This is a genomic window from Methylovulum sp., from assembly GCF_028687615.1.
In the GTDB taxonomy this organism is placed as follows: domain Bacteria; phylum Pseudomonadota; class Gammaproteobacteria; order Methylococcales; family Methylomonadaceae; genus Methylovulum.
In genome coordinates this window covers 83,537-102,276 of sequence record NZ_JAQTZU010000009.1, presented here as the reverse complement: position 1 = coordinate 102,276, position 18,740 = coordinate 83,537, and the positions used below count along the sequence as shown (strand labels likewise).

Annotated in this window: 20 protein-coding genes; 17 read left to right on the top strand and 3 right to left on the bottom strand. The window is 49.4% G+C overall.

Going from position 1 to position 18,740, the window contains the following annotated elements:
* The first annotated feature begins 199 nt into the window (after positions 1-199).
* The 9 genes from glyQ (at position 200) to PHH59_RS07420 (ending at position 7,425) form a co-directional block, all read left to right on the top strand.
* Positions 200-1,114 carry a glycine--tRNA ligase subunit alpha gene (gene glyQ, locus PHH59_RS07460; protein WP_300013540.1) on the top strand — a complete coding sequence of 305 codons (915 nt, stop codon included), beginning with the start codon at positions 200-202 and terminating at the stop codon, positions 1,112-1,114.
* Positions 1,115-1,120: 6 nt separating this feature from the next.
* Entirely contained in the window at positions 1,121-2,326 is a 1,206-nt protein-coding gene (locus PHH59_RS07455) for an AAA family ATPase (RefSeq protein WP_300013537.1), read from the top strand.
* On the top strand, positions 2,319-2,870 hold the full coding sequence (locus tag PHH59_RS07450) for a hypothetical protein (RefSeq protein ID WP_300013534.1): 552 nt from the start codon (positions 2,319-2,321) through the stop codon (positions 2,868-2,870). Before PHH59_RS07455 ends, PHH59_RS07450 begins: the two co-directional genes overlap by 8 nt.
* 26 nt (positions 2,871-2,896) lie before the next feature.
* Positions 2,897-5,041, top strand: coding sequence for a glycine--tRNA ligase subunit beta (gene glyS / locus PHH59_RS07445; protein ID WP_300013532.1), 2,145 nt, complete (start codon positions 2,897-2,899; stop codon positions 5,039-5,041).
* 11 nt (positions 5,042-5,052) lie between these two features.
* Complete coding sequence (locus PHH59_RS07440) at positions 5,053-5,268, top strand: hypothetical protein (protein ID WP_300013529.1); 216 nt, start codon at positions 5,053-5,055, stop codon at positions 5,266-5,268.
* Positions 5,268-5,654 carry a type II toxin-antitoxin system VapC family toxin gene (locus tag PHH59_RS07435; RefSeq protein WP_300013526.1) on the top strand — a complete coding sequence of 129 codons (387 nt, stop codon included), beginning with the start codon at positions 5,268-5,270 and terminating at the stop codon, positions 5,652-5,654. The genes PHH59_RS07440 and PHH59_RS07435 overlap by 1 nt, the downstream gene beginning before the upstream one ends.
* Before the next feature lie 17 nt (positions 5,655-5,671).
* Positions 5,672-6,211 carry a D-glycero-beta-D-manno-heptose 1,7-bisphosphate 7-phosphatase gene (gmhB, locus tag PHH59_RS07430; protein WP_300013523.1) on the top strand — a complete coding sequence of 180 codons (540 nt, stop codon included), beginning with the start codon at positions 5,672-5,674 and terminating at the stop codon, positions 6,209-6,211.
* Entirely contained in the window at positions 6,177-6,920 is a 744-nt protein-coding gene (locus PHH59_RS07425) for a lysophospholipid acyltransferase family protein (RefSeq protein ID WP_300013520.1), read from the top strand. The genes gmhB and PHH59_RS07425 overlap by 35 nt, the downstream gene beginning before the upstream one ends.
* Positions 6,921-7,008: 88 nt before the next feature.
* Positions 7,009-7,425 (top strand): hypothetical protein, encoded by a 417-nt coding sequence (locus PHH59_RS07420; RefSeq protein WP_300013517.1) that lies wholly within the window; start codon positions 7,009-7,011, stop codon positions 7,423-7,425.
* Between the two features lie 122 nt (positions 7,426-7,547).
* Here the strand turns inward: PHH59_RS07420 and aspS are convergent, their stop codons facing one another.
* Both aspS and PHH59_RS07410 read right to left on the bottom strand, forming a co-directional pair.
* Positions 7,548-9,335, bottom strand: a complete 1,788-nt coding sequence (gene aspS / locus PHH59_RS07415) for an aspartate--tRNA ligase (RefSeq protein WP_300013514.1) — start codon at positions 9,333-9,335, stop codon at positions 7,548-7,550.
* 156 nt (positions 9,336-9,491) lie between these two features.
* The gene (locus PHH59_RS07410) at positions 9,492-9,758 is read right to left on the bottom strand and encodes a zinc ribbon domain-containing protein (RefSeq protein WP_300013511.1); all 267 of its coding nucleotides are present in this window, start codon (positions 9,756-9,758) and stop codon (positions 9,492-9,494) included.
* Positions 9,759-9,962: 204 nt separating this feature from the next.
* Here PHH59_RS07410 and pyrC point away from each other — a divergent pair, with 204 nt between their 5' ends.
* From pyrC to proB, 8 genes are all read left to right on the top strand, one after another.
* Positions 9,963-10,994 (top strand): dihydroorotase, encoded by a 1,032-nt coding sequence (pyrC, locus tag PHH59_RS07405; protein ID WP_300013508.1) that lies wholly within the window; start codon positions 9,963-9,965, stop codon positions 10,992-10,994.
* A gap of 206 nt (positions 10,995-11,200) precedes the next feature.
* Positions 11,201-11,830: a ribonuclease T gene (gene rnt, locus PHH59_RS07400; RefSeq protein ID WP_300013505.1), complete on the top strand. Its 630-nt coding sequence runs from the start codon at positions 11,201-11,203 to the stop codon at positions 11,828-11,830.
* Positions 11,831-11,999: 169 nt separating this feature from the next.
* A complete protein-coding gene (gene rplU, locus PHH59_RS07395) occupies positions 12,000-12,311 on the top strand; it encodes a 50S ribosomal protein L21 (protein WP_300013502.1) in 312 nt (103 codons plus the stop codon).
* Positions 12,312-12,326: 15 nt separating this feature from the next.
* Positions 12,327-12,587 (top strand): 50S ribosomal protein L27, encoded by a 261-nt coding sequence (gene rpmA / locus PHH59_RS07390; protein ID WP_300013499.1) that lies wholly within the window; start codon positions 12,327-12,329, stop codon positions 12,585-12,587.
* A 198-nt stretch (positions 12,588-12,785) separates the two neighbouring features.
* A complete protein-coding gene (locus PHH59_RS07385; RefSeq protein ID WP_300013496.1) occupies positions 12,786-13,148 on the top strand; it encodes an STAS/SEC14 domain-containing protein in 363 nt (120 codons plus the stop codon).
* Between the two features lie 238 nt (positions 13,149-13,386).
* Positions 13,387-14,421 (top strand): Obg family GTPase CgtA, encoded by a 1,035-nt coding sequence (cgtA, locus tag PHH59_RS07380; protein ID WP_300013493.1) that lies wholly within the window; start codon positions 13,387-13,389, stop codon positions 14,419-14,421.
* Between the two features lie 146 nt (positions 14,422-14,567).
* A complete protein-coding gene (locus tag PHH59_RS07375; protein ID WP_300013490.1) occupies positions 14,568-15,053 on the top strand; it encodes a Uma2 family endonuclease in 486 nt (161 codons plus the stop codon).
* A 95-nt stretch (positions 15,054-15,148) separates the two neighbouring features.
* A complete protein-coding gene (proB, locus tag PHH59_RS07370) occupies positions 15,149-16,270 on the top strand; it encodes a glutamate 5-kinase (RefSeq protein WP_300013487.1) in 1,122 nt (373 codons plus the stop codon).
* A gap of 122 nt (positions 16,271-16,392) precedes the next feature.
* On the opposite strand, the gene PHH59_RS07365 is transcribed toward proB, so the two are convergent.
* Entirely contained in the window at positions 16,393-18,603 is a 2,211-nt protein-coding gene (locus PHH59_RS07365) for a spermidine synthase (protein WP_300013484.1), read from the bottom strand.
* Positions 18,604-18,740 lie beyond the last annotated feature (137 nt).

The following is an 18,740-nucleotide window of genomic DNA, read 5'->3' as shown; positions in this document are numbered from 1 at the left end:
GCTGGAGTCCAAAACATGTTTTGGACTCCAGCGAAAAGCATTATAGAGTTTTGGATGCCTCTTATAATTTGCCGACGTAATAGCAAAGGAGGCCATTAATTACTTAGCCCGTATGCTTGAAAAATAAATACCCGCCCGCCAAGCCTCACGTTTTACGTTATAATCACCCTCTTTTTAACTCAACCCAACAAAGCCCACCGTGTCGAGTCTACACTACGATTTATCTACTTTTCAAGGACTTATCCTTGCGCTGCAATCCTATTGGTCAGACCAAGGCTGCATTTTATTGCAACCCTTAGACCAAGAAGTCGGCGCAGGCACATTCCATCCTGCGACATTCTTACGCGCCATCGGCCCAGAGCCTTGGAACGCCGCCTATGTGCAACCCTCACGCCGCCCGACTGACGGGCGTTTTGGCGAAAACCCCAACCGCTTGCAGCATTACTACCAATACCAAGTCATGCTCAAACCGTCGCCGGACAACATCCAGGAACTGTATTTAGGTTCGTTGACCGCGCTGGGTTTTGATTTGCTGGAACATGACATCCGCTTCGTCGAAGACAATTGGGAATCACCGACGCTAGGCGCATGGGGCTTGGGCTGGGAAGTCTGGCTGAACGGCATGGAAGTCACGCAATTCACCTACTTCCAACAAGTCGGCGGTTTGGAATGCCGCCCGGTTACAGGCGAAATTACTTACGGTTTGGAACGCCTGGCGATGTATTTGCAAGGCGTAAAAAGCGTTTACGATCTGGTCTGGACGCGCACCCCGCACGGTGTCGTCACTTACGGCGACGTGTTCCATCAAAACGAAGTGGAAATGTCATCGTTCAACTTCGACCACGCCAACGTGCCATTTTTGTTTTCCTGCTTCGACACTTACGAGCAAGAATGCGTCAAGTTGATTGAGTTAGGTCTGCCGCTGCCCGCCTACGAAATGGTCTTAAAAGCCTCGCACACCTTCAACCTACTCGATGCCCGCCACGCCATTTCCGTCACCGAACGCCAACGTTATATCTTGCGGGTAAGGACCTTATCGCGTGCCGTGGCTGAGGCTTATTATGCGCGGCGTGAGTCTTTGGGTTTTCCGATGTGCAATCCAATTGCTGAATAAATAAACATGGCAAACTTCTTCAACTCAGTTCGGATTACTAATTTCAAATCGCTTAAGGATGTGACCTTAAGCGATTGCAAACGCATTAATTTGCTGATTGGTAAGCCGAATGTGGGGAAGTCTAATATTTTGGAGGCGATTGGGTTATTCAGTTTGCCTTATTTTCAATATAACAAGAACAAAAAATTAACCCAATTTGTCAGATTGGAAAATATTGCCGAGTTGTTTTTTGACGGAAATATTGGGGAAGAAATTAGCATCCGTGCAGATGATAATAGCTCATGTATTGTTAAATATTTAGACAGATTATTTATACAAAAAGAAAGTTTTGTTTCCTTTTACATAGAATCTACGCAAAACACCATTAAGCAAATTAGCCCTGTTATGGTAGATGAACAATTTAACTTGGGTATAAACAATCATGGCTTTTCAGAAAAAGAAGTAGAAGAAATAAAGAATAAAATTATAGAAATTGAAAAAAAATTTAACAACGGAATCGAACTATCCTTAGAAGATAATCGGACTATGATTCAATGGAAGAAGATAGGAAGGATAAATACAATCTACATCGATAAAAGAAATCAAAAAAAAAGGGATCGTTCGCAACCTAAAGTTAAATACTACAAGTTTACTAAAGATTTTGTCTTTAACTTTAAGAAGCAAACTATTCGGCATCCCTATCTAATACCTCCTGTCGGTGTTAATTTAATTGAGGCTATTCAAGAAAGTAAAATAGACAAAGAATTAGCAGATATATTTGCTGAATATGGCTTAAAACTTCTGTTTGATAAAACAAACAATACCTTGAGAATAATGAAGACATCGAAGGAAGAAAATTCAATGGTTTCATTTCCATACAGCTCTATTGCCGATACATTGCAGCGTGTGGTCTTTTTTAAAACAGCTATTGCATCCAACCAAAACTCAATCCTGCTTTTCGAAGAACCCGAAGCACACTGCTTTCCGCCTTACATTGCCCAAATAACCCAAGATATTCTCGATTCAGAAACTAACCAATTTTTCATCGCCACACATAGCCCCTATGTGTTAAATGATTTCTTGGAATATGAGCGTAATGACGTGGCTATTTTTATCGCCAATTTTAAAAACTGCGAAACCGTGATTAGACGATTGACTGATGAAGAGGTAAACGACGTTTACCAGTACGGTATAGATTTATTTTTCAACCACGAATTATTTACGGATGATTAAGAACATTAATTACCACATCATCCCAGAGTGTTACTTAGATACCAATTTGGTTGAAACGATTGTTCCACCACAAAAGTTTAAAGGTTCTCAAGGGTACAATCACCAGCACACTTGTAATGATGTTGTTAAATTAATCAGGACACAATTGAACGACAATTTCGCTGTTGGCATTGTTGATAGGGATAAACGGAAACTGGAGCATACCGACGATTTTGAATTATTGGTATCCAAACAAAATTTAGAACTCCATGTCCGAAACAATAAAAACCATTATTTGATATTCCACAAACCGATTGAACAATGGTTGCTTGATGAAGCCGCGCTTTATGGAATTTCTTTGGTAAATCATGATTTACCAGCAACCCTAAAAGAGCTTACAAAAATATCTAAGCGTGAATCCATCAAAACCGATCAGCGGTTTAAAAATCTGTTTCGAGATTTAAAAACACAAAATACCAGCGGTATCAATCTATTAGCCAAATGGGTTGAGTATCTGAAAGCAAATCCTTATAACGCCGACAAAACCACGTTACAAAACCTGTAGCAACAATTAATTAAAAAGGTCGCCCTGTGACAGAAACACAACACTTACTTTTCGAATTAGGCTCTGAAGAATTGCCGCCTAAAACCCTGTTAAAACTCAGCAACGCCTTGCTGGACGGCATTGTCGCAGGTTTAAAAGCTGCCGATTTAAACTTCACCGCCAGCAAAGCCTTAGCCACGCCGCGCCGTTTGGCGGTGTTGATTGAAAACTTGCAAACCGCCCAGCCCGACAAAACCGTTGAAAAACGCGGCCCGGCGATTCAGGCGGCGTTTGCGCCGGATGGTTCGCCTAGCAAAGCGGCCTTGGGGTTTGCGACTAGCTGCGGCACCAGTTTCGACCAATTGGAACGTTTGAAAACCGATAAAGGCGAGTGGTTAAGCTACACGCAAGCCGTCAAAGGCCAAACCACCGCCGAAATCATCCCCGACATTATCCGCGCCGCCATCGCCGCGTTGCCGATTGCGAAACGGATGCGCTGGGGCAGCTTCGCCACCGAATTTGTCCGGCCTGTGCATTGGGCGGTGTTGTTGTTTGGCGATAAAGTCATCGCAACCGAAATCCTCGGCCTGACCACGGGCAACAGCACGCTAGGCCATCGTTTTCACGCGCCACAAGCAATTGCTTTAAGCAAGCCGGACGATTACCAAGCGGCTTTGTTCGAGCAAGGCAAAGTGATTGCCGATATTGAACAGCGCAAAGCCATCATCCGCGAAAAAGCCGAACAAGCCGCCGCCAAAGTCGGCGGTATCGCGCATATCGAAGAAGACCTGCTTGAAGAAATCGCCGCGCTGAACGAATGGCCTGTGCCTGTGACGGGCGACTTCGACCCGCGCTTTTTGGCCTTGCCTGCCGAAGTGCTGATCACCACCATGCAAACCAACCAAAAATATTTTCCGGTGAAAAATCCCCCCCTGCCCCCCTTTGCCAAAGGGGGGAGTGAAGACGCTTTCGATGGCAATCACCCCCCTTTGCAAAAGGGGGGCAGGGGGGATTTATTACCGCATTTCATCACTTTCAGCAACATCGAAAGCAAACGGCCTGAATCCATCCAGCACGGCAACGAGCGCGTCGTTACGCCACGTTTGGCGGATGCGGAATTTTTCTGGAATCAAGATAGAAAACAGCCATTGGAAGCACGCATCGAAACCCTAAAAACGGTGGTTTTCCAAGAGAAACTCGGCACGGTTTACGAAAAATCCATGCGCGTCAGCAAACTCGCCGAACGCATCGCCACCCAGTTAAACGCCAACATCGAACACGCCACCCGCGCCGCCTTGCTGGCAAAAACCGATTTGATGACCAATATGGTCGGCGAATTCGGCAATTTGCAAGGTTTGATGGGGCGTTATTACGCATTGGCTGAAGGCGAAGCGGCGGAAGTCGCGTGGGCTTTGGAAGAGCAATATTTCCCCAAACAATCCGGCAGCGAAACCGCGCCTAGCACGATTGGACAGGTCTTGGCGATTGCCGAAAAAGTGGATACGTTGACCGGTATTTTCAGCGCGGGATTGATACCAACTGGCGACAAAGATCCGTACGCCTTGCGCCGTGCGGCTTTAGGCACGTTGCGGACGATGATCGAAAACAAGCTGAGCTTGAATATTCCTGAACTGTGCGCGTTTGCCTTAGAGCAATTCGCGCACAGCTTCGACAAAGCCGCCACGCACACCGCCGTGGTCGAGTTCATTTTTGACCGTTTGAAAGGTTACTGTCTGGACAAAGGTTATAGCGCGGATGAATTTGATGCCGTGATGAGCTTGGCTCCCGCCGAGCCCTTGGATTTTATGCAGCGTATCGCGGCGGTGAAAGCCTTCCGCCACAAACCCGAAGCCGAAAGCTTAGTTGCGGCGAACAAGCGTATCCGCAATATCCTGAAAAAATCCGACACCGCTCCAGCGGCTAGCGTTGGCGTGTTGGTCGAGCCGCAGGAAATGGAACTGTTCGATGCCGCCCTGCATTCAGCACAAGACATACAACCCTTATTGGCACGACACGATTATCAGGCAACATTGAACCGTTTGGCGGAATTGCGCGAAGTGGTCGATGCGTTTTTTGATAATGTCATGGTTATGAGCGATGACGCGGAATTGCGTGCCAACCGTTTGGCTTTGCTGAATTTGTTGTCCGAGCAGTTTTTGACTTGCGCGGATTTGGCGAAATTACAGTCTTAACGGAGACAGCCATGCAAACCATCAGTGACGAACAAGGCAATATTACTGGCGTTATCGTGCCGATAGACTTATGGCAAAAAATCCAGCCGCAACTTGGTCCTGATTTGCTTGCCGCCCGCGAAAAAAGGCCACGCCCTATAGGTTTGGCAAAAGGGCTTTGGTCGGTGCCGCCGGATTTTTTCGAGCCTTTACCGGATGAAATATTAGATGCTTTTGAAGGCAAGTGATGAGAGTGTTATTGGATACCTGTGCTTTTATTTGGCTGACCACCGATGCACCAGAACTGACAACAAAAACCAAAGGGATTTTTCAAAATCCTGACAACACCATCGTCCTTAGTGTAGTGTCGGTCTGGGAAATATTAGTTAAACATGGAATAGGAAAGCTGGCTTTGCCTACCCAACCAGAAACTTTCATCACTAGACAATGTGAGCAGCACCTAATTGATATATTGCCACTGAATTACACGGCAGTGTTTCAACTAGGACGATTACCCAACCATCACCGTGATCCGTTCGATAAGATGTTGGTTTGCCAAGCAATTGAACATGAGCTGATTATTTTGACTCCAGACCATTACATCGCCCAATATCCGGTGGCGACCATTTGGTAAGCCTTGGAAAATTAACCATGTCTAAATTCGTCCTCCTAGACCGCGATGGCGTAATCAACCAAGACTCCCACGACTTCATCAAGTCGCCAGATGAATGGCGGCCTCTTGACGGTAGCCTAGAAGCCATAGCCCTGCTCAACCAGCATGGCTATCAAATCGCCGTCATCACCAACCAGTCCGGTTTGGCGCGTGGGCTGTTTGACGAGGCCGCACTCACGCAAATCCACGCCAAAATGCGGCAATTAGTTGCCGGACACGGCGGCAAAATCACCGCGATTTATTACTGCCCGCACGGCGCAGACAGCACTTGCGGATGCCGTAAGCCCAAGCCAGGCTTGTTGTTGCAATGTGCCGCAGATTATCAAATCAAGCTGTCCGAAACCGTCATGATTGGCGATTCATACCGCGATTTGCAAGCCGGAATCGCCGCCGGAGCCAAACCTGTGTTGGTAAAAACGGGTAATGGCAAACAAACCTTAACTGAACACCCTAACCTTAACATCCCAGTTTTTGACAATCTTTATGACGCAGCCAAACACCTTGTATCAAGGCAGTAAAATCAAACTCTACCTAGGTTCAACCGTATTATTGATAGGTATGGTGTCATCCTCGCTGATTGTCGGCCCTTTAGTGTTGATATGTAACATCTTCCCTTTTTCAGTACGTTATGGGGCCGCCAGTGTCTGGGTACGCTTTGTCTTGTTCATAGCACGGGTTTTCTGCGGTGTCCGCCATGAAGTTGAAGGCTTGGAAAACATCAAGGACATTCAAACGGCCATTGTCCTCTGCAAACATCAATCGGCATGGGAAACCATCGCCTTAAGATTAATACTGCCCATGCAAACGGCGTTATTGAAAGAATCGCTGTTAAAAATCCCTGTCTGGGGCTGGGCATTAGCCACCCTAAAACCGATTGCGATAAACCGGCAAAACCAGCGGGCGGCACTTAAAACGCTGCTGAAAAAAGGTAAGGAATGCCTAAACGAAGGGTTATGGGTGGTGGTGTTCCCTGAAGGTACGCGGACGGCCCACGGAGAAGTTAAAAAATTCAATGCTGGCGGTGCGATACTGGCGGAAAAATCAGGCTATCCGGTAATACCTATCGCCCTTAATTCAGGCCGTTGTTGGTCACGCAACAGTTTTTTGAAATATCCCGGCATTATCAAGGTAAAAATTGGGCCGGCAATCCAAACTCAGGGACGCAAAGCCGCCGAAATTAATGCCGAAGCGGCGGAATGGATAGCCTTGGCGATGCAGGATTTATAACAAGATCTACAGCAAACCTGCGTAATTAAAACTTGCGGGTATAATGTCAGATGACTCTTGAAAAATAACAATACTGGTAAAAACTTACATGAAAAAACGACTGCTGATTGCCTTATCACCCTTATTGTTGACCGCCTGTGCGGATAAACAACACTACCAAGAAGCGGTATTGGCGCACATCCAAAAAGACCAAAAAGTACAAGAAGAACAGCATCTTAAAGATTACAAAATCGATCCTGGACATCTGGCGGAATGTGTTGTTGACACCAGTGCCAACAAAATGCCGGGGATATTCGCATTTGATCCTGAGCGGCTCACCGCATACCGCAATTACACCAAAATGCTGACCTTGACTTCTTCAGCCGATCCGAAAAAAACCTTGGAAGAATTACGCACCGACTTTGGTTCTGGCAAAGCCCTTGCGGAAGCGAACGCCAATTTTACGGAAAGTCTGTTGGATTGTTATTCGGCGATGGTTTCGGAAACCGAACCGGAAGCGAAGTAAAAGCATGGCAAGTGGGCAAACAATTTCCGCCCACTTACATGACGTTTTAATCTGGGGCGTTTTAATTTTTCGCCCCAGCATGGTTTTGAAAGGTCACGGGCACAAGCCCGCGCCGCTACCACTTAAGCCTTTTCTTTTCCGGCCGGCTTAATCAACCTAATCCCTAATTCTTTCAACTGCTCGTCAGTCACCACGGCTGGCGCGCTGACCAACGGACACGCCGCCGATTGGGTTTTCGGGAAAGCGATCACGTCACGGATGGAAGTCGATCCGGTCATCAGCATCACCAATCTGTCCAAACCAAACGCCAAGCCGCCGTGTGGCGGTGCGCCATATTTCAAGGCATCCAGCAAGAAGCCGAATTTTTCCTGGGCTTCTTCTGCGCCTATTCCCAGAATGCCGAACACGGTTTGCTGCATGGCGGGGCGGTTGATACGGATGGAACCGCCGCCGACTTCCGTACCGTTCAACACCAAATCGTAAGCGCGTGACAAGGCCGCACCAGGGTTTGCCACCAAGTCTTCAACCGAGCAGCTAGGCGCGGTGAACGGATGGTGGATGGCATTGTAGCGGCCTGATTTTTCATCCCAATCAAACATCGGGAAATCCACCACCCAAACGGGCAGCCATTCGCCTTCGATCAAATTCAAATCATGGCCCAGCTTGACACGCAACGCGCCCATCGCTTCGTTGACGATACTGGCTTTGTCCGCGCCGAAGAACAGCAAGTCGCCGTTTTGTGCACCCGTTTTCGCCATGATGCTGGCCCAGGCTTCGGCGGGGGCGAATTTGACGATAGGTGATTGCAAGCCTTCCAGACCCGCCGCCAAATCGTTGACTTTGATGTACGCCAAGCCTTTTGCGCCATAAATGGCTATGTATTTGGTCAATTCGTCGATGTCTTTACGGCTCAATTTCTCACCAGCACCCGGCACACGCATCGCCACGACACGGCCTTTCGGGTCATTGGCCGGGCCTGAGAAGACTTTAAATTCCACGTCTTTCAAATCTTCGGCGACATCAATCAATTCCAGCGGAATCCGCAAATCCGGGCGGTCGATACCAAAACGCGACATGGCTTCTTGATAGCTCATGCGTGGGAATTCGGCGGGCAACGCCACGTTGATGACTTTGGCGAACAATTGGCGGATCATTTCTTCCATGATCCCCATGATTTCGTCTTCGGTCATGAACGAGGTTTCAATATCCAACTGGGTGAATTCGGGTTGGCGGTCGGCCCGCAAGTCTTCGTCGCGGAAACAACGCACGACTTGGTAATAGCGATCCATGCCCGCGACCATCAAAATCTGTTTGTACAACTGCGGCGATTGCGGCAAGGCGAAAAACGCATTTTCGTGGGTGCGGCTAGGCACGATGTAATCGCGTGCGCCTTCTGGCGTGGCTTTGGTCAAATACGGCGTTTCGATTTCGAAAAACTCGTTGTCATCCAGGAAATTACGCAAGACACGGGTGACGTCGCGGCGCACTTTCATTTTTTCCTGCATGGCGACGCGGCGCAAGTCAATGTAACGGTAACGCAAGCGCAGTTCTTCGTTGACCTCGATCTCGCTTTCGATGGGGAACGGTGGCGTCTCCGACTCGTTCAGCACTTCGATTTCCTTCGCCAATATCTCTATCGCGCCGGAACGCATATTGGCGTTGACTGTGCCGCCCGGACGGTGGCGGACGATGCCGCTGATTTTTAACACATATTCGCTGCGCACATGTTCGGCGGCGGCGAAAGCGGCTTCCGTATCGGGGTCAATGACCACTTGCACCAGTCCGGCTCGGTCGCGCAAGTCAATAAAAATAACGCCGCCGTGGTCGCGCCGTCTGTGTACCCAACCGCAGATGGTTACGGTTTCGCCTAACTGTTGTGTGTCTAATTCCCCGCACTTGTGGGTACGCATGATGCTTTCCTGTTTGTTCTTATGGGTTTTGGTGATAAAAGATTTAAATGATCAGGTAGCGATAGCGTAACCCGACATTTTTTGAGTTGATTGTGTCGGGTTACGCTATCGCTTTTATGCCCAGTGGGTAAACCCGACCTACGATTTTTCAAATTCTTAATGGCTTTTGCAACCGCCAGCCGCAGGGCAAGTGTGGGTGGCAGGAGGTGCGGCTGATTCGCCCGCCACATTTTTCTTCGTACCGCTTTTAAAATCAGTCTCATACCAGCCACTACCCTTCAAGCGGAAGCCCGCAGCGGAGATTTTTTTCATCAGTTCAGGTTGGCTGCAAGCGGGGCAAACTTTAAGCGGTTCGGCACTGAGTTTTTGCAACGCTTCATGTTTATGACCGCAAGCTTGGCATTGATATTCGTAAATTGGCATTGATAACTCCTAAACAAAAAATAATGACTACAATTGGGTGCAATGTTAGTTTTTCAAGGCACTTTATTAATTGTTTCATAAATGCTTGCCGAATCCATTTGAGGAATACGGGTTATTTTTCAAAGCAAGCATTTATGAAACAATTAATAACTGATTGAATTGATACTATAGAATACCGTGCATTTTACAGACTCGTTACAAACAATGAAAACATTAACCCTAACCCGCCCCGATGATTGGCATGTCCACGTCCGTAATGGTGCTGTTTTAACCACGGTGTTGCCACATACCGCCAGGCAATTTGCCCGCGCGATTATCATGCCTAATCTTAAACCTCCGGTGGCGACGGTTGCCCAAGCCCAAGCGTATCGTGAAGAAATCCTCCAAGCGATTCCTGATGGCAGGGATTTTACGCCGCTGATGACGCTGTACCTGACCGCCGCAACTAGCGAAGCGGAAATCAAGCTTGCGGCGGAAGCCGATTTTATCCATGCGGTTAAATTGTATCCGGCAGGGGCGACCACCCATTCCGATGCGGGGGTTGGCAATATCGGTCAGATTTATCCATTGCTGGCGGCCTTGGAGCGTCATGGCCTGCCCTTGCTGGTGCATGGCGAAGTCTCCGATGACGATTGCGATATTTTCGACCGTGAGCGGGTGTTCATCGAGCGGCATCTAAACGCTATCACCAAAGAGTTTCCGGCCTTACGGCTCGTTTTGGAACATGTCACCACATCCGAAGCCGTACAGTTTGTCGAAGCCGCCAGCGCGAATGTCGCCGCGACGATCACGCCGCAACATTTGCTGTTCAACCGCAACGCCATTTTGGCGGGTGGTATCAGGCCGCATTATTATTGTTTGCCGGTGCTAAAGCGCGAACGACACCGTCTGGCCTTGCTCAAAGCCGCCACCAGCGGCAACCCGAAATTTTTCTTAGGTACCGACAGTGCGCCGCATCTGACAAATCTCAAAGAAACTGCCTGTGGTTGCGCAGGTTGTTTTAGCGCACCAGCAGCCTTGGAACTGTACGCCGAAGCCTTTGAACAAGTAGGCGCGCTGGACAAACTGGAAGGCTTCGCCAGCTTTTATGGCGCGGATTTTTACCGCTTACCGAGAAATTCCGGCACGGTGACGTTGGCAAAATCCGCATGGCAAATACCAACGGTTTATGGTGATGAAGACGTGGTGATTACGCCATTAAAATCGGGGGAAACCTTAAGCTGGAAAATGCTTTAAAACCGATGATCCAGATCTGTAACTGATGTTACGCATTGTCCACGAAAAGCACATAAGAAACGAAATATCCATCCTTGTATTTCTTTGTGGACTTCGCCGCCTTCGTGGTGAATTAAGGGAATGCACAATATGAATAGATTTTTTATTACGCCAATTTCGCGTACCATGCCCTATCACTGTTTTTATCTAGGATTTGACACCCATTCATGGATACACCTGCCATAATCCCTTTGGACAAACGTTTTAGAGGTTACCTGCCTGTCATTATTGATATAGAAACCGGCGGTTTCAATCCGAAAAAAAACGCCTTGCTGGAAATCGCAGCGGTGATTGTCGAACTCAATCACGAAGGCAATTTGTCGATTACTGAACGCTATTCAACCCACGTCATCCCTTTTAAAAACTCGGAACTTGACGAATCTGCATTGAAATTCAACGGCATCGACCCGCATCATCCGTTCCGCATGGCGGTGGATGAACATGACGCCCTGGATTTGCTGTTTAAACCGATCCGGCACGCGGTCAAACGCAACAACTGCACCCGCGCCATCCTAGTCGGACACAATCCGGCGTTTGACATCGGTTTTCTAAACGCGGCAATCACCCGCACCCAAATCAAGCGCAGCCCGTTCCATCCGTTCAGCACCTTCGACACGGCAACCTTGGGCGGACTCGCCTACCAACAAACCGTGCTGGCAAAAATCGCCCAAGCGGCGGGCATTGAATGGGATAACGACAAAGCCCATTCGGCCCTATACGACGCAGAAAAAACAGCGGAATTGTTTTGCATGATAGTGAACCGCTGGAAACAACTGGAAGCATTGGACGCTGGCTAGCCAAACGCCGCACGATATCCAAGCCGCACGATAGCCAAATGGTTTCAAAAAGCTAAGCGACACATCATGTCAATTGAGTTTTATGAAATTTCCATTGACTCAAAGCAGTGTTAAACATACAATGGCGGACTGATTTTTTAACAGATTAATGCTTGACGGAGCGACGCAAATGTATGCGGTAATTCAAACAGGTGGTAAACAGTACCGCGTTGAAGAAGGTACGACCTTAAAAATAGAAAAGCTGGAATTGGGCGAAGGCGACAATGTCGAATTCGACAAAGTCCTGATGATCCAGTCGGGTGATTCCGTAACAGTCGGCCTGCCCTTCATTGAAGGCGGCAAAGTGACAGCAACAGTCATGTCACAAGGACGGCACAAAAAAATTAAAATCATCAAATTCAGAAGACGTAAGCACCACATGAAACATCAAGGTCATCGTCAATATTACACAGAAGTCCAGATCACTGGCATTTCTGCCTAATCAGGAGTTAAAGAAATGGCTCATAAGAAAGCTGGTGGTAGTACCCGTAACGGCCGCGACTCAAATGCAAAACGCCTAGGTGTCAAAATGTATGGCGGCGAAGCGGCAATTGCGGGCAACATTCTCGTCCGTCAACGCGGCACACATTTTCATGCCGGTGACAATGTTGGTTTAGGCAAAGACCATACTCTATTCGCAACAGCCGATGGCAAAGTTGTGTTTCACGTCAAAGGCCCTAAAAGCCGTAAATTTGTCAGCATCGTTCCTGCCGTTTAATTCCGGCACGCTTCAAAGGCTTGGCGGCAAGCCTTTGAAAAACTTGCACAGTGCCTAGGTTAGGCGCGAGCCGTAACCCGACGCATCGAAGCGGCAATTGTCGGGTTACGCTACCGCTAACCCGACCTACATGGCTTGCACAGCCCATCGCAATGTTGTAGCCAAAAAATTTCCTTATCATCCAATAAGGTGGCGTAAATGGCATTATCCATTGAGTTTGAAGCAAACAATCTGTTCGTCATACGCTCATCAGGTGTTTTGGAACGGGGCGACGCTGATGCAATCAAAAAACAAGTCGTCAGCTATATCAAACGGCATGGTCGCGCGACGGGACTTGTCATTATCGACGAAGCCTTTCAAAACGTCTCGGCATTTGCCAGTTGGGATGACGACGAAGATGACGAATTCATCCAGAAACATATCGACCGGCTGGCGGTTGTCGGTGATTTACGCTGGCGGGACAGTGCCATGCTGTTTTTTCTAAACGGCTTTGTGCCGTTCAGCATTGAATACTTCAAGGCTGGTCAAGAGACGTTTGCCAGGGCTTGGCTTAAAAATTGACCTAGCCCATCGCCACGCTATCAATGGTGCCATGCAAGGCGATATTAACATCGGGGCGCAAATTCTCCCCAAACGAAAAGCTCCGCTGTTTGCATGGCGGGGCTTTTTTTGTTTTTAGGTCGTGGTTAAAAAGCTTTGGAGCGCGGTCATCTGACCGCAACATGTAGCGGACAGGATGTCCGCGCTCCAGTTTTTACCAGCACCTCTTTTTACAACTAGGTTTACAGTGTGAACAACCATGAAATTTGTCGATGAAGCAGAAATCCGCGTTGAAGCGGGCGATGGCGGTAATGGCGCGGTCGGTTTCCGGCGCGAAAAATACATCCCTATGGGTGGGCCAGATGGCGGCGATGGCGGCGACGGCGGTTGCGTTTACCTGGTCGCCGTCGAAAACATCAACACCTTGGTGGACTTCCGCTACCACGCCGTGCACAGGGCCGAAAACGGACAAAAAGGCATGGGTGCCAAATGCACGGGCAAAAAAGGCGAAGACTGCTATGTTTCCGTGCCGTTAGGAACCCAGGTTTCCGATGCCGGAACCAATGAGGTGATTGGCGATTTGACCCGCTTGGGGCAAACCTTGCTGGTCGCCCAAGGCGGTTTTCATGGCCTGGGCAACACCCGCTTCAAGAGCAGCATCAACCGCGCCCCGCAAAAGGCCAGCAAAGGCACACCCGGCGAACACCGCCAATTGCGTTTGGAATTGACGCTGATCGCCGATGTCGGCTTGCTCGGAATGCCCAACGCGGGCAAATCCAGCCTAATCCGCGCCGTCTCATCCGCCACGCCCAAAGTCGCCGACTATCCCTTCACCACCTTGCACCCCAACCTCGGCGTTGTGCGTATTGACGATATGCGCAGCTTTGTCATCGCCGACATTCCCGGCGTCATCGAAGGTGCGGCGGAAGGCGCGGGTTTGGGCTTACAGTTCCTTAAACATCTGTCACGCACCGGCCTGTTGCTGCATCTGGTCGATGTCGCCCCCTACGACAGCACCGAATCGCCCGTGCAAGCGGCACAAACCATCATCCGCGAAGTGGAAAAATGGAGCGACAACCTCGCCCACAAACCGCGCTGGCTGGTGCTAAACAAAACCGACCGCTTGCCGGAAGATGAAGTGGACGCACACTGCCAAGCGATTATCGACGACCTGCAATGGACCGGTCCCGTCTTCAAAACCGCCGCGATCAACGGCTCAGGCACACGCGAACTGATGTTTGCGATCATGAATTTTTTAGAACAACAAAAGCGGGGTGATGATGGGCAGGAGTAAATTTGCAAGCGTTAAATAAATCGGCAGTGCTTAAAGCAAAATAAGCGACGCCCATATTGCCTCTATTGCGGCATTACGCTATCGTTGACCCTGTCCAAATACAAAAACCAATTAGGCATCACAATATCAAACCGTCGAGGTCAACAATGAATTGGCAAGAACTCTGTGACAGCAAGGCATTTAAAGACCTGCCATTTAAGGTTGAAACCAACCAATGGGGGAAAATTGAAATGAGTCCCGCAAGCAATGAACATGGCCTCTATCGGGTGTTAATCATTGAATGGCTTATCCGGCTGGCGCAACAGGGCAAGCCGTTGGTGGAATGCAGTATTGAAACCAGCCAAGGTGTAAAAGTCGCCGATGTCGCGTGGGGCAGTTACGGTTTTTTCCAACGCAACAAACGCCAAAACCCTTATCAGGAATCGCCTGAAGTGGTGATTGAAATCATTTCACCGTCCAACAGCCGTGCCGAAATGAACAAGAAAAAACGCCTGTATTTTGCCAAAGGGGCGCGGGAATTTTGGTTGTGTGACAAAGACGGCAAGCTCACATTTTTTAATCCACAAGGACAAATACCAGAAAGCGTGCTTATCCAAGGCTTTCCTCAACGGATTACGATTGATTTTGCTTAGGATGTTGCAATATCGGCATTGCGGTGCATTCGTATACTTAAGTGGTCACAATATTGTTGGACGGACAGAATTCAAAACCAAAGAGATTACACATTGTGAGCAGAACACATTTTCAAAACGCCAAACGCATCGTCGTCAAAATCGGCAGCTCGCTACTGACCAAAGGCGGACAAGGCTTAGATAAAACCGCCATCGCCGCGTGGGTGCAACAAATGTCCGTCTTGCGCCAGCAAGGCATTGATGTCGTGCTGGTGTCATCCGGCTCGGTCGCCGAAGGCATGAGCCGTCTGGGTCTGAAAACCCGCCCCACCACCTTGCACGAACTGCAAGCGGCGGCGGCAGTCGGGCAAATGGGCTTGGTGCGCACCTTCGACGATGGCTTCAAATCCCACGGCCTACATGCCGCGCAAGTGTTGCTCACCCATGACGATTTATCCAACCGCCAACGCTATCTCAATGCCCGCAGCACCTTGCTGACCTTACTGGAATTCGGTGTCATCCCCGTCATCAACGAAAACGATACTGTCGCCACAGAAGAAATCCGCTTCGGCGACAACGACACGCTCGCCGCCTTGGTCGCCAATCTTGTCGAAGCCGAACTGCTGATTATCCTGACCGACCAACAAGGCTTGTTCACAGGCGACCCTAGCGTGTATCCCGATGCCACTTTGATCCCCGAAATCAGCGTCAACGATGACCGTTTGGAAAAAATGGCGGGCGATAGCCGCAGCGGTTTAGGACGTGGCGGCATGTCCACCAAAGTCCGCGCCGCACGGCTGGCCTCGCGTTCCGGCGCGGCAACGGTGATTGCCTGGGGCGGGGCGGCGGATGTGATTGGCACAGTCATTAGCGGACTCCCCATTGGCACATACTTCGTCCCCGATATTGAACCCTTAGCCGCGAGAAAACGCTGGCTGGCAGGGCAATTGCAGATCAGGGGCGTTGCCGTGCTGGATGCAGGCGCGGTTAAGGTCTTGAAAAACGACGGCAAAAGCCTGTTGCCAGTCGGTATCAAATCGGTTTCAGGCCAATTTGAACGCGGCGAGCTGGTCTCCTGTGTCGATGAAAAGGGGGTGGAAGTCGCAAGGGGCCTGATTAACTACGGCATCAACGATGCCCGTCTTATAGTTGGCAAAAGCAGCCCGGAATTTGAAAAAATCCTGGGTTATGCCGACGATGCGGAGATGATCCACCGTGACAATATGGTGTTGATTTAAAAACTGATCTTGCCCGGATTTGACGAACATTCAACTAAGCGACTTTTTAGCTTCAAACGCTTCCAGGCTGACATTATGGAACGGGTAATAAACCCGTTCCGGCAATTGTTTGATTCCACTGCCTACTTCCAAATACCGACAATATTGGTGAAATCATCCGTCCACGGTTTCATATCAAAATACAGCGGCATTTTTTGCCAATCGCCTAGCAGGCTAGTTTTCAGCGGTTCCAAGGTTTTTGCCTGGTTCGCCAACACCACCCAATCGGTCGCCACGACTAGCGGCTGTTCTTCTTGAGGTATAAATTCCTCAATCAACGCCGCCAGATGCAGATTTTCGGCGTGTATGGACAGGACTTTTTTCAGCGATAAATGGCGGTTGGTGATGTGGAAGGCCAGGATGCCGCCCGGTTTGAGCTTTTGGAAATACAGCTTCATCGCCTCTTCGGTGAGCAAATGCGTCGGCACGGCATCGGAGCTGAATGCGTCCATGACCAGCAGATCAAAACTGTGGTCAGGCTCTTTCGCCAACGATAACCGCGCGTCGCCGATGCTCACAAGCGCGGTTTTGTTGCAGTGGCTCAGGTAAGTGAACCAGCGCGGGTCGCTGGCAATGTCCACGACTAGCGGGTCGATTTCGTACAGCGTCCACTGTTGCCCTGGTTTGCTGTAACACGCCAACGCCCCCGCGCCTAAGCCCACACTACCGATACGCCAGTTTTGGTCAACATCATCATACGTTTTGAACAATTGCCCCATCGGCCCAGGGCGGCTGTAGTAGGTCAGCGGGATGGTGCTGAGGTTGGCGGCTAGGCGTTGTGCGCCGTGTTTGGTGGTGCCGTGGAACAGTTCCCGATAGGTTTCTGGTTGGCCTTGTTCATCGGTCAAAGTGCTTTCGCGCACGGCGAGGACACCGAAGAAAGTGCGATCTTGGAACAGGGTGCGCGATGACAAGCTATGCACGCCCAACGCCAGGAAAATAATCGCGCCAGCGGATAAGGCAAATAGTGCAGGTTGTTTGCGGAAGAAGAAAATCACCAGCGTCAACACCATCAAGCTGATGGCGATGGCATCGAAATAATCCAATAAATTGCTGACGCTGAAATACAGCACCAAGCCGATAGCCACCAGCAGGGCAGGTGGGAGCAGTTGCCATAACGCACGTTTGTTGATGGTCAAACCAGGGCGCAATAACAAGGCCGCGATTATCATGATCGGGTATTCGTAAATGCCGTTGAAAATGAACGGCGCGACAAAGGTGTTGAACATCCCGCCCAACATCCCCGCAAACGACATGATCAAATAATAGCGGGTCAGATGCTGGGTATTCGGACGCAATTTCGCCAGTTCGCCGTGGCAGACCATAATCGCGAAGAAAAACGCGATGACGTGTAAAATCAAATACATCCAATACGGTAAATCCGCCGGATTGATGAAAGCATAGGCGATGAATGGTACGAGGAACACGGGCTGGATGCGCACCATCCACGGATGGATGGCGTCATTCCATTTGGAAAAAACGATGATGAATGACAGCAAGTAAACTGTCAGCGGGATGACCCACAACAACGGCACGGAGGCAATGTCGGTGCTGATGAAATTGGTCAATCCCAGCAACAAACTGGAAGGCACTAACGCCAAGGCCAGCCAATGCAATTGTGTGGTGTAGGGGATTTTGTCGGTGGATTCTTTATCGGTTTGCGCTGCTGGCGGGTGGTTTTTCCATAATACCAACGCGCAGGATGCAATCAATACGCCCAAAACCGCATAGCCGACGCTCCAGTCGGTTTGCTGGGCGGCGAGTCCGATATTCGGTTCTAAAACAAAAGGATAGCTTAATAAAGCCAATAAGCTGCCCGTGTTGCTGGCGGCATATAAAAAATATGGGTCGTGGCTAGCATGATGCCCGATTTGCGCGAACCATTTTTGGATCAGCGGCGCGGTGGTGGACAAGACGAAAAACGGCAAGCCAATCGCCAAGCCTAAAGTGGATAACAGCCAGAAAGTCGGGTCGCTTTCAGTCGGTGGTGAGATGGTTTCCGGCAAACCGACAGGCAGGGCCAACACGCTGAGTAAAATTATCCCGGCATGGATGGCGATTTGCTGGGCCGCATTGAAGCGGGTCGAGAGCGTGTGGGCGTACAAATAACCCAAGAACAATATGCTTTGGTAAAACACCATGCAGGTGTTCCACACTGCTGGCGAACCGCCCAGCAAAGGCAGCAACAGCTTGCCGAACAAGGGTTGCAGCACAAACATCAGCGACGCGCTGGTGAATAAGGTGACGGCGAACAGCAAAATCAGGGATAAACGACGGTCGGGCGCAGCATTCATGGCAATTAACTCAGTATTTTTGATCCCCCATGATAAAGCATTGTGCTTTTGAAAGTAAGTGGACGGCGGATGTGGGTTATTTGTTGGTTGTGCGTGATGTTTAGGCGGTTTTATGTTGATCCAGAAACGCTTTCAGA

Coding starts and splice junctions, on each gene's coding strand:
- PHH59_RS07375 (WP_300013490.1), top strand. CDS start 14,568: ATGAATTGGCAAGAACTCTGTGACAGCAAGGCATTTAAAGACCTGCCA.
- PHH59_RS07440 (WP_300013529.1), top strand. CDS start 5,053: ATGCAAACCATCAGTGACGAACAAGGCAATATTACTGGCGTTATCGTG.
- aspS (WP_300013514.1), bottom strand. CDS start 9,335: ATGCGTACCCACAAGTGCGGGGAATTAGACACACAACAGTTAGGCGAA.
- PHH59_RS07365 (WP_300013484.1), bottom strand. CDS start 18,603: ATGAATGCTGCGCCCGACCGTCGTTTATCCCTGATTTTGCTGTTCGCC.
- rplU (WP_300013502.1), top strand. CDS start 12,000: ATGTATGCGGTAATTCAAACAGGTGGTAAACAGTACCGCGTTGAAGAA.
- PHH59_RS07420 (WP_300013517.1), top strand. CDS start 7,009: ATGAAAAAACGACTGCTGATTGCCTTATCACCCTTATTGTTGACCGCC.
- cgtA (WP_300013493.1), top strand. CDS start 13,387: ATGAAATTTGTCGATGAAGCAGAAATCCGCGTTGAAGCGGGCGATGGC.
- PHH59_RS07455 (WP_300013537.1), top strand. CDS start 1,121: ATGGCAAACTTCTTCAACTCAGTTCGGATTACTAATTTCAAATCGCTT.
- rnt (WP_300013505.1), top strand. CDS start 11,201: ATGGATACACCTGCCATAATCCCTTTGGACAAACGTTTTAGAGGTTAC.
- PHH59_RS07425 (WP_300013520.1), top strand. CDS start 6,177: ATGACGCAGCCAAACACCTTGTATCAAGGCAGTAAAATCAAACTCTAC.
- pyrC (WP_300013508.1), top strand. CDS start 9,963: ATGAAAACATTAACCCTAACCCGCCCCGATGATTGGCATGTCCACGTC.
- rpmA (WP_300013499.1), top strand. CDS start 12,327: ATGGCTCATAAGAAAGCTGGTGGTAGTACCCGTAACGGCCGCGACTCA.
- PHH59_RS07410 (WP_300013511.1), bottom strand. CDS start 9,758: ATGCCAATTTACGAATATCAATGCCAAGCTTGCGGTCATAAACATGAA.
- gmhB (WP_300013523.1), top strand. CDS start 5,672: ATGTCTAAATTCGTCCTCCTAGACCGCGATGGCGTAATCAACCAAGAC.
- PHH59_RS07450 (WP_300013534.1), top strand. CDS start 2,319: ATGATTAAGAACATTAATTACCACATCATCCCAGAGTGTTACTTAGAT.
- PHH59_RS07435 (WP_300013526.1), top strand. CDS start 5,268: ATGAGAGTGTTATTGGATACCTGTGCTTTTATTTGGCTGACCACCGAT.
- PHH59_RS07385 (WP_300013496.1), top strand. CDS start 12,786: ATGGCATTATCCATTGAGTTTGAAGCAAACAATCTGTTCGTCATACGC.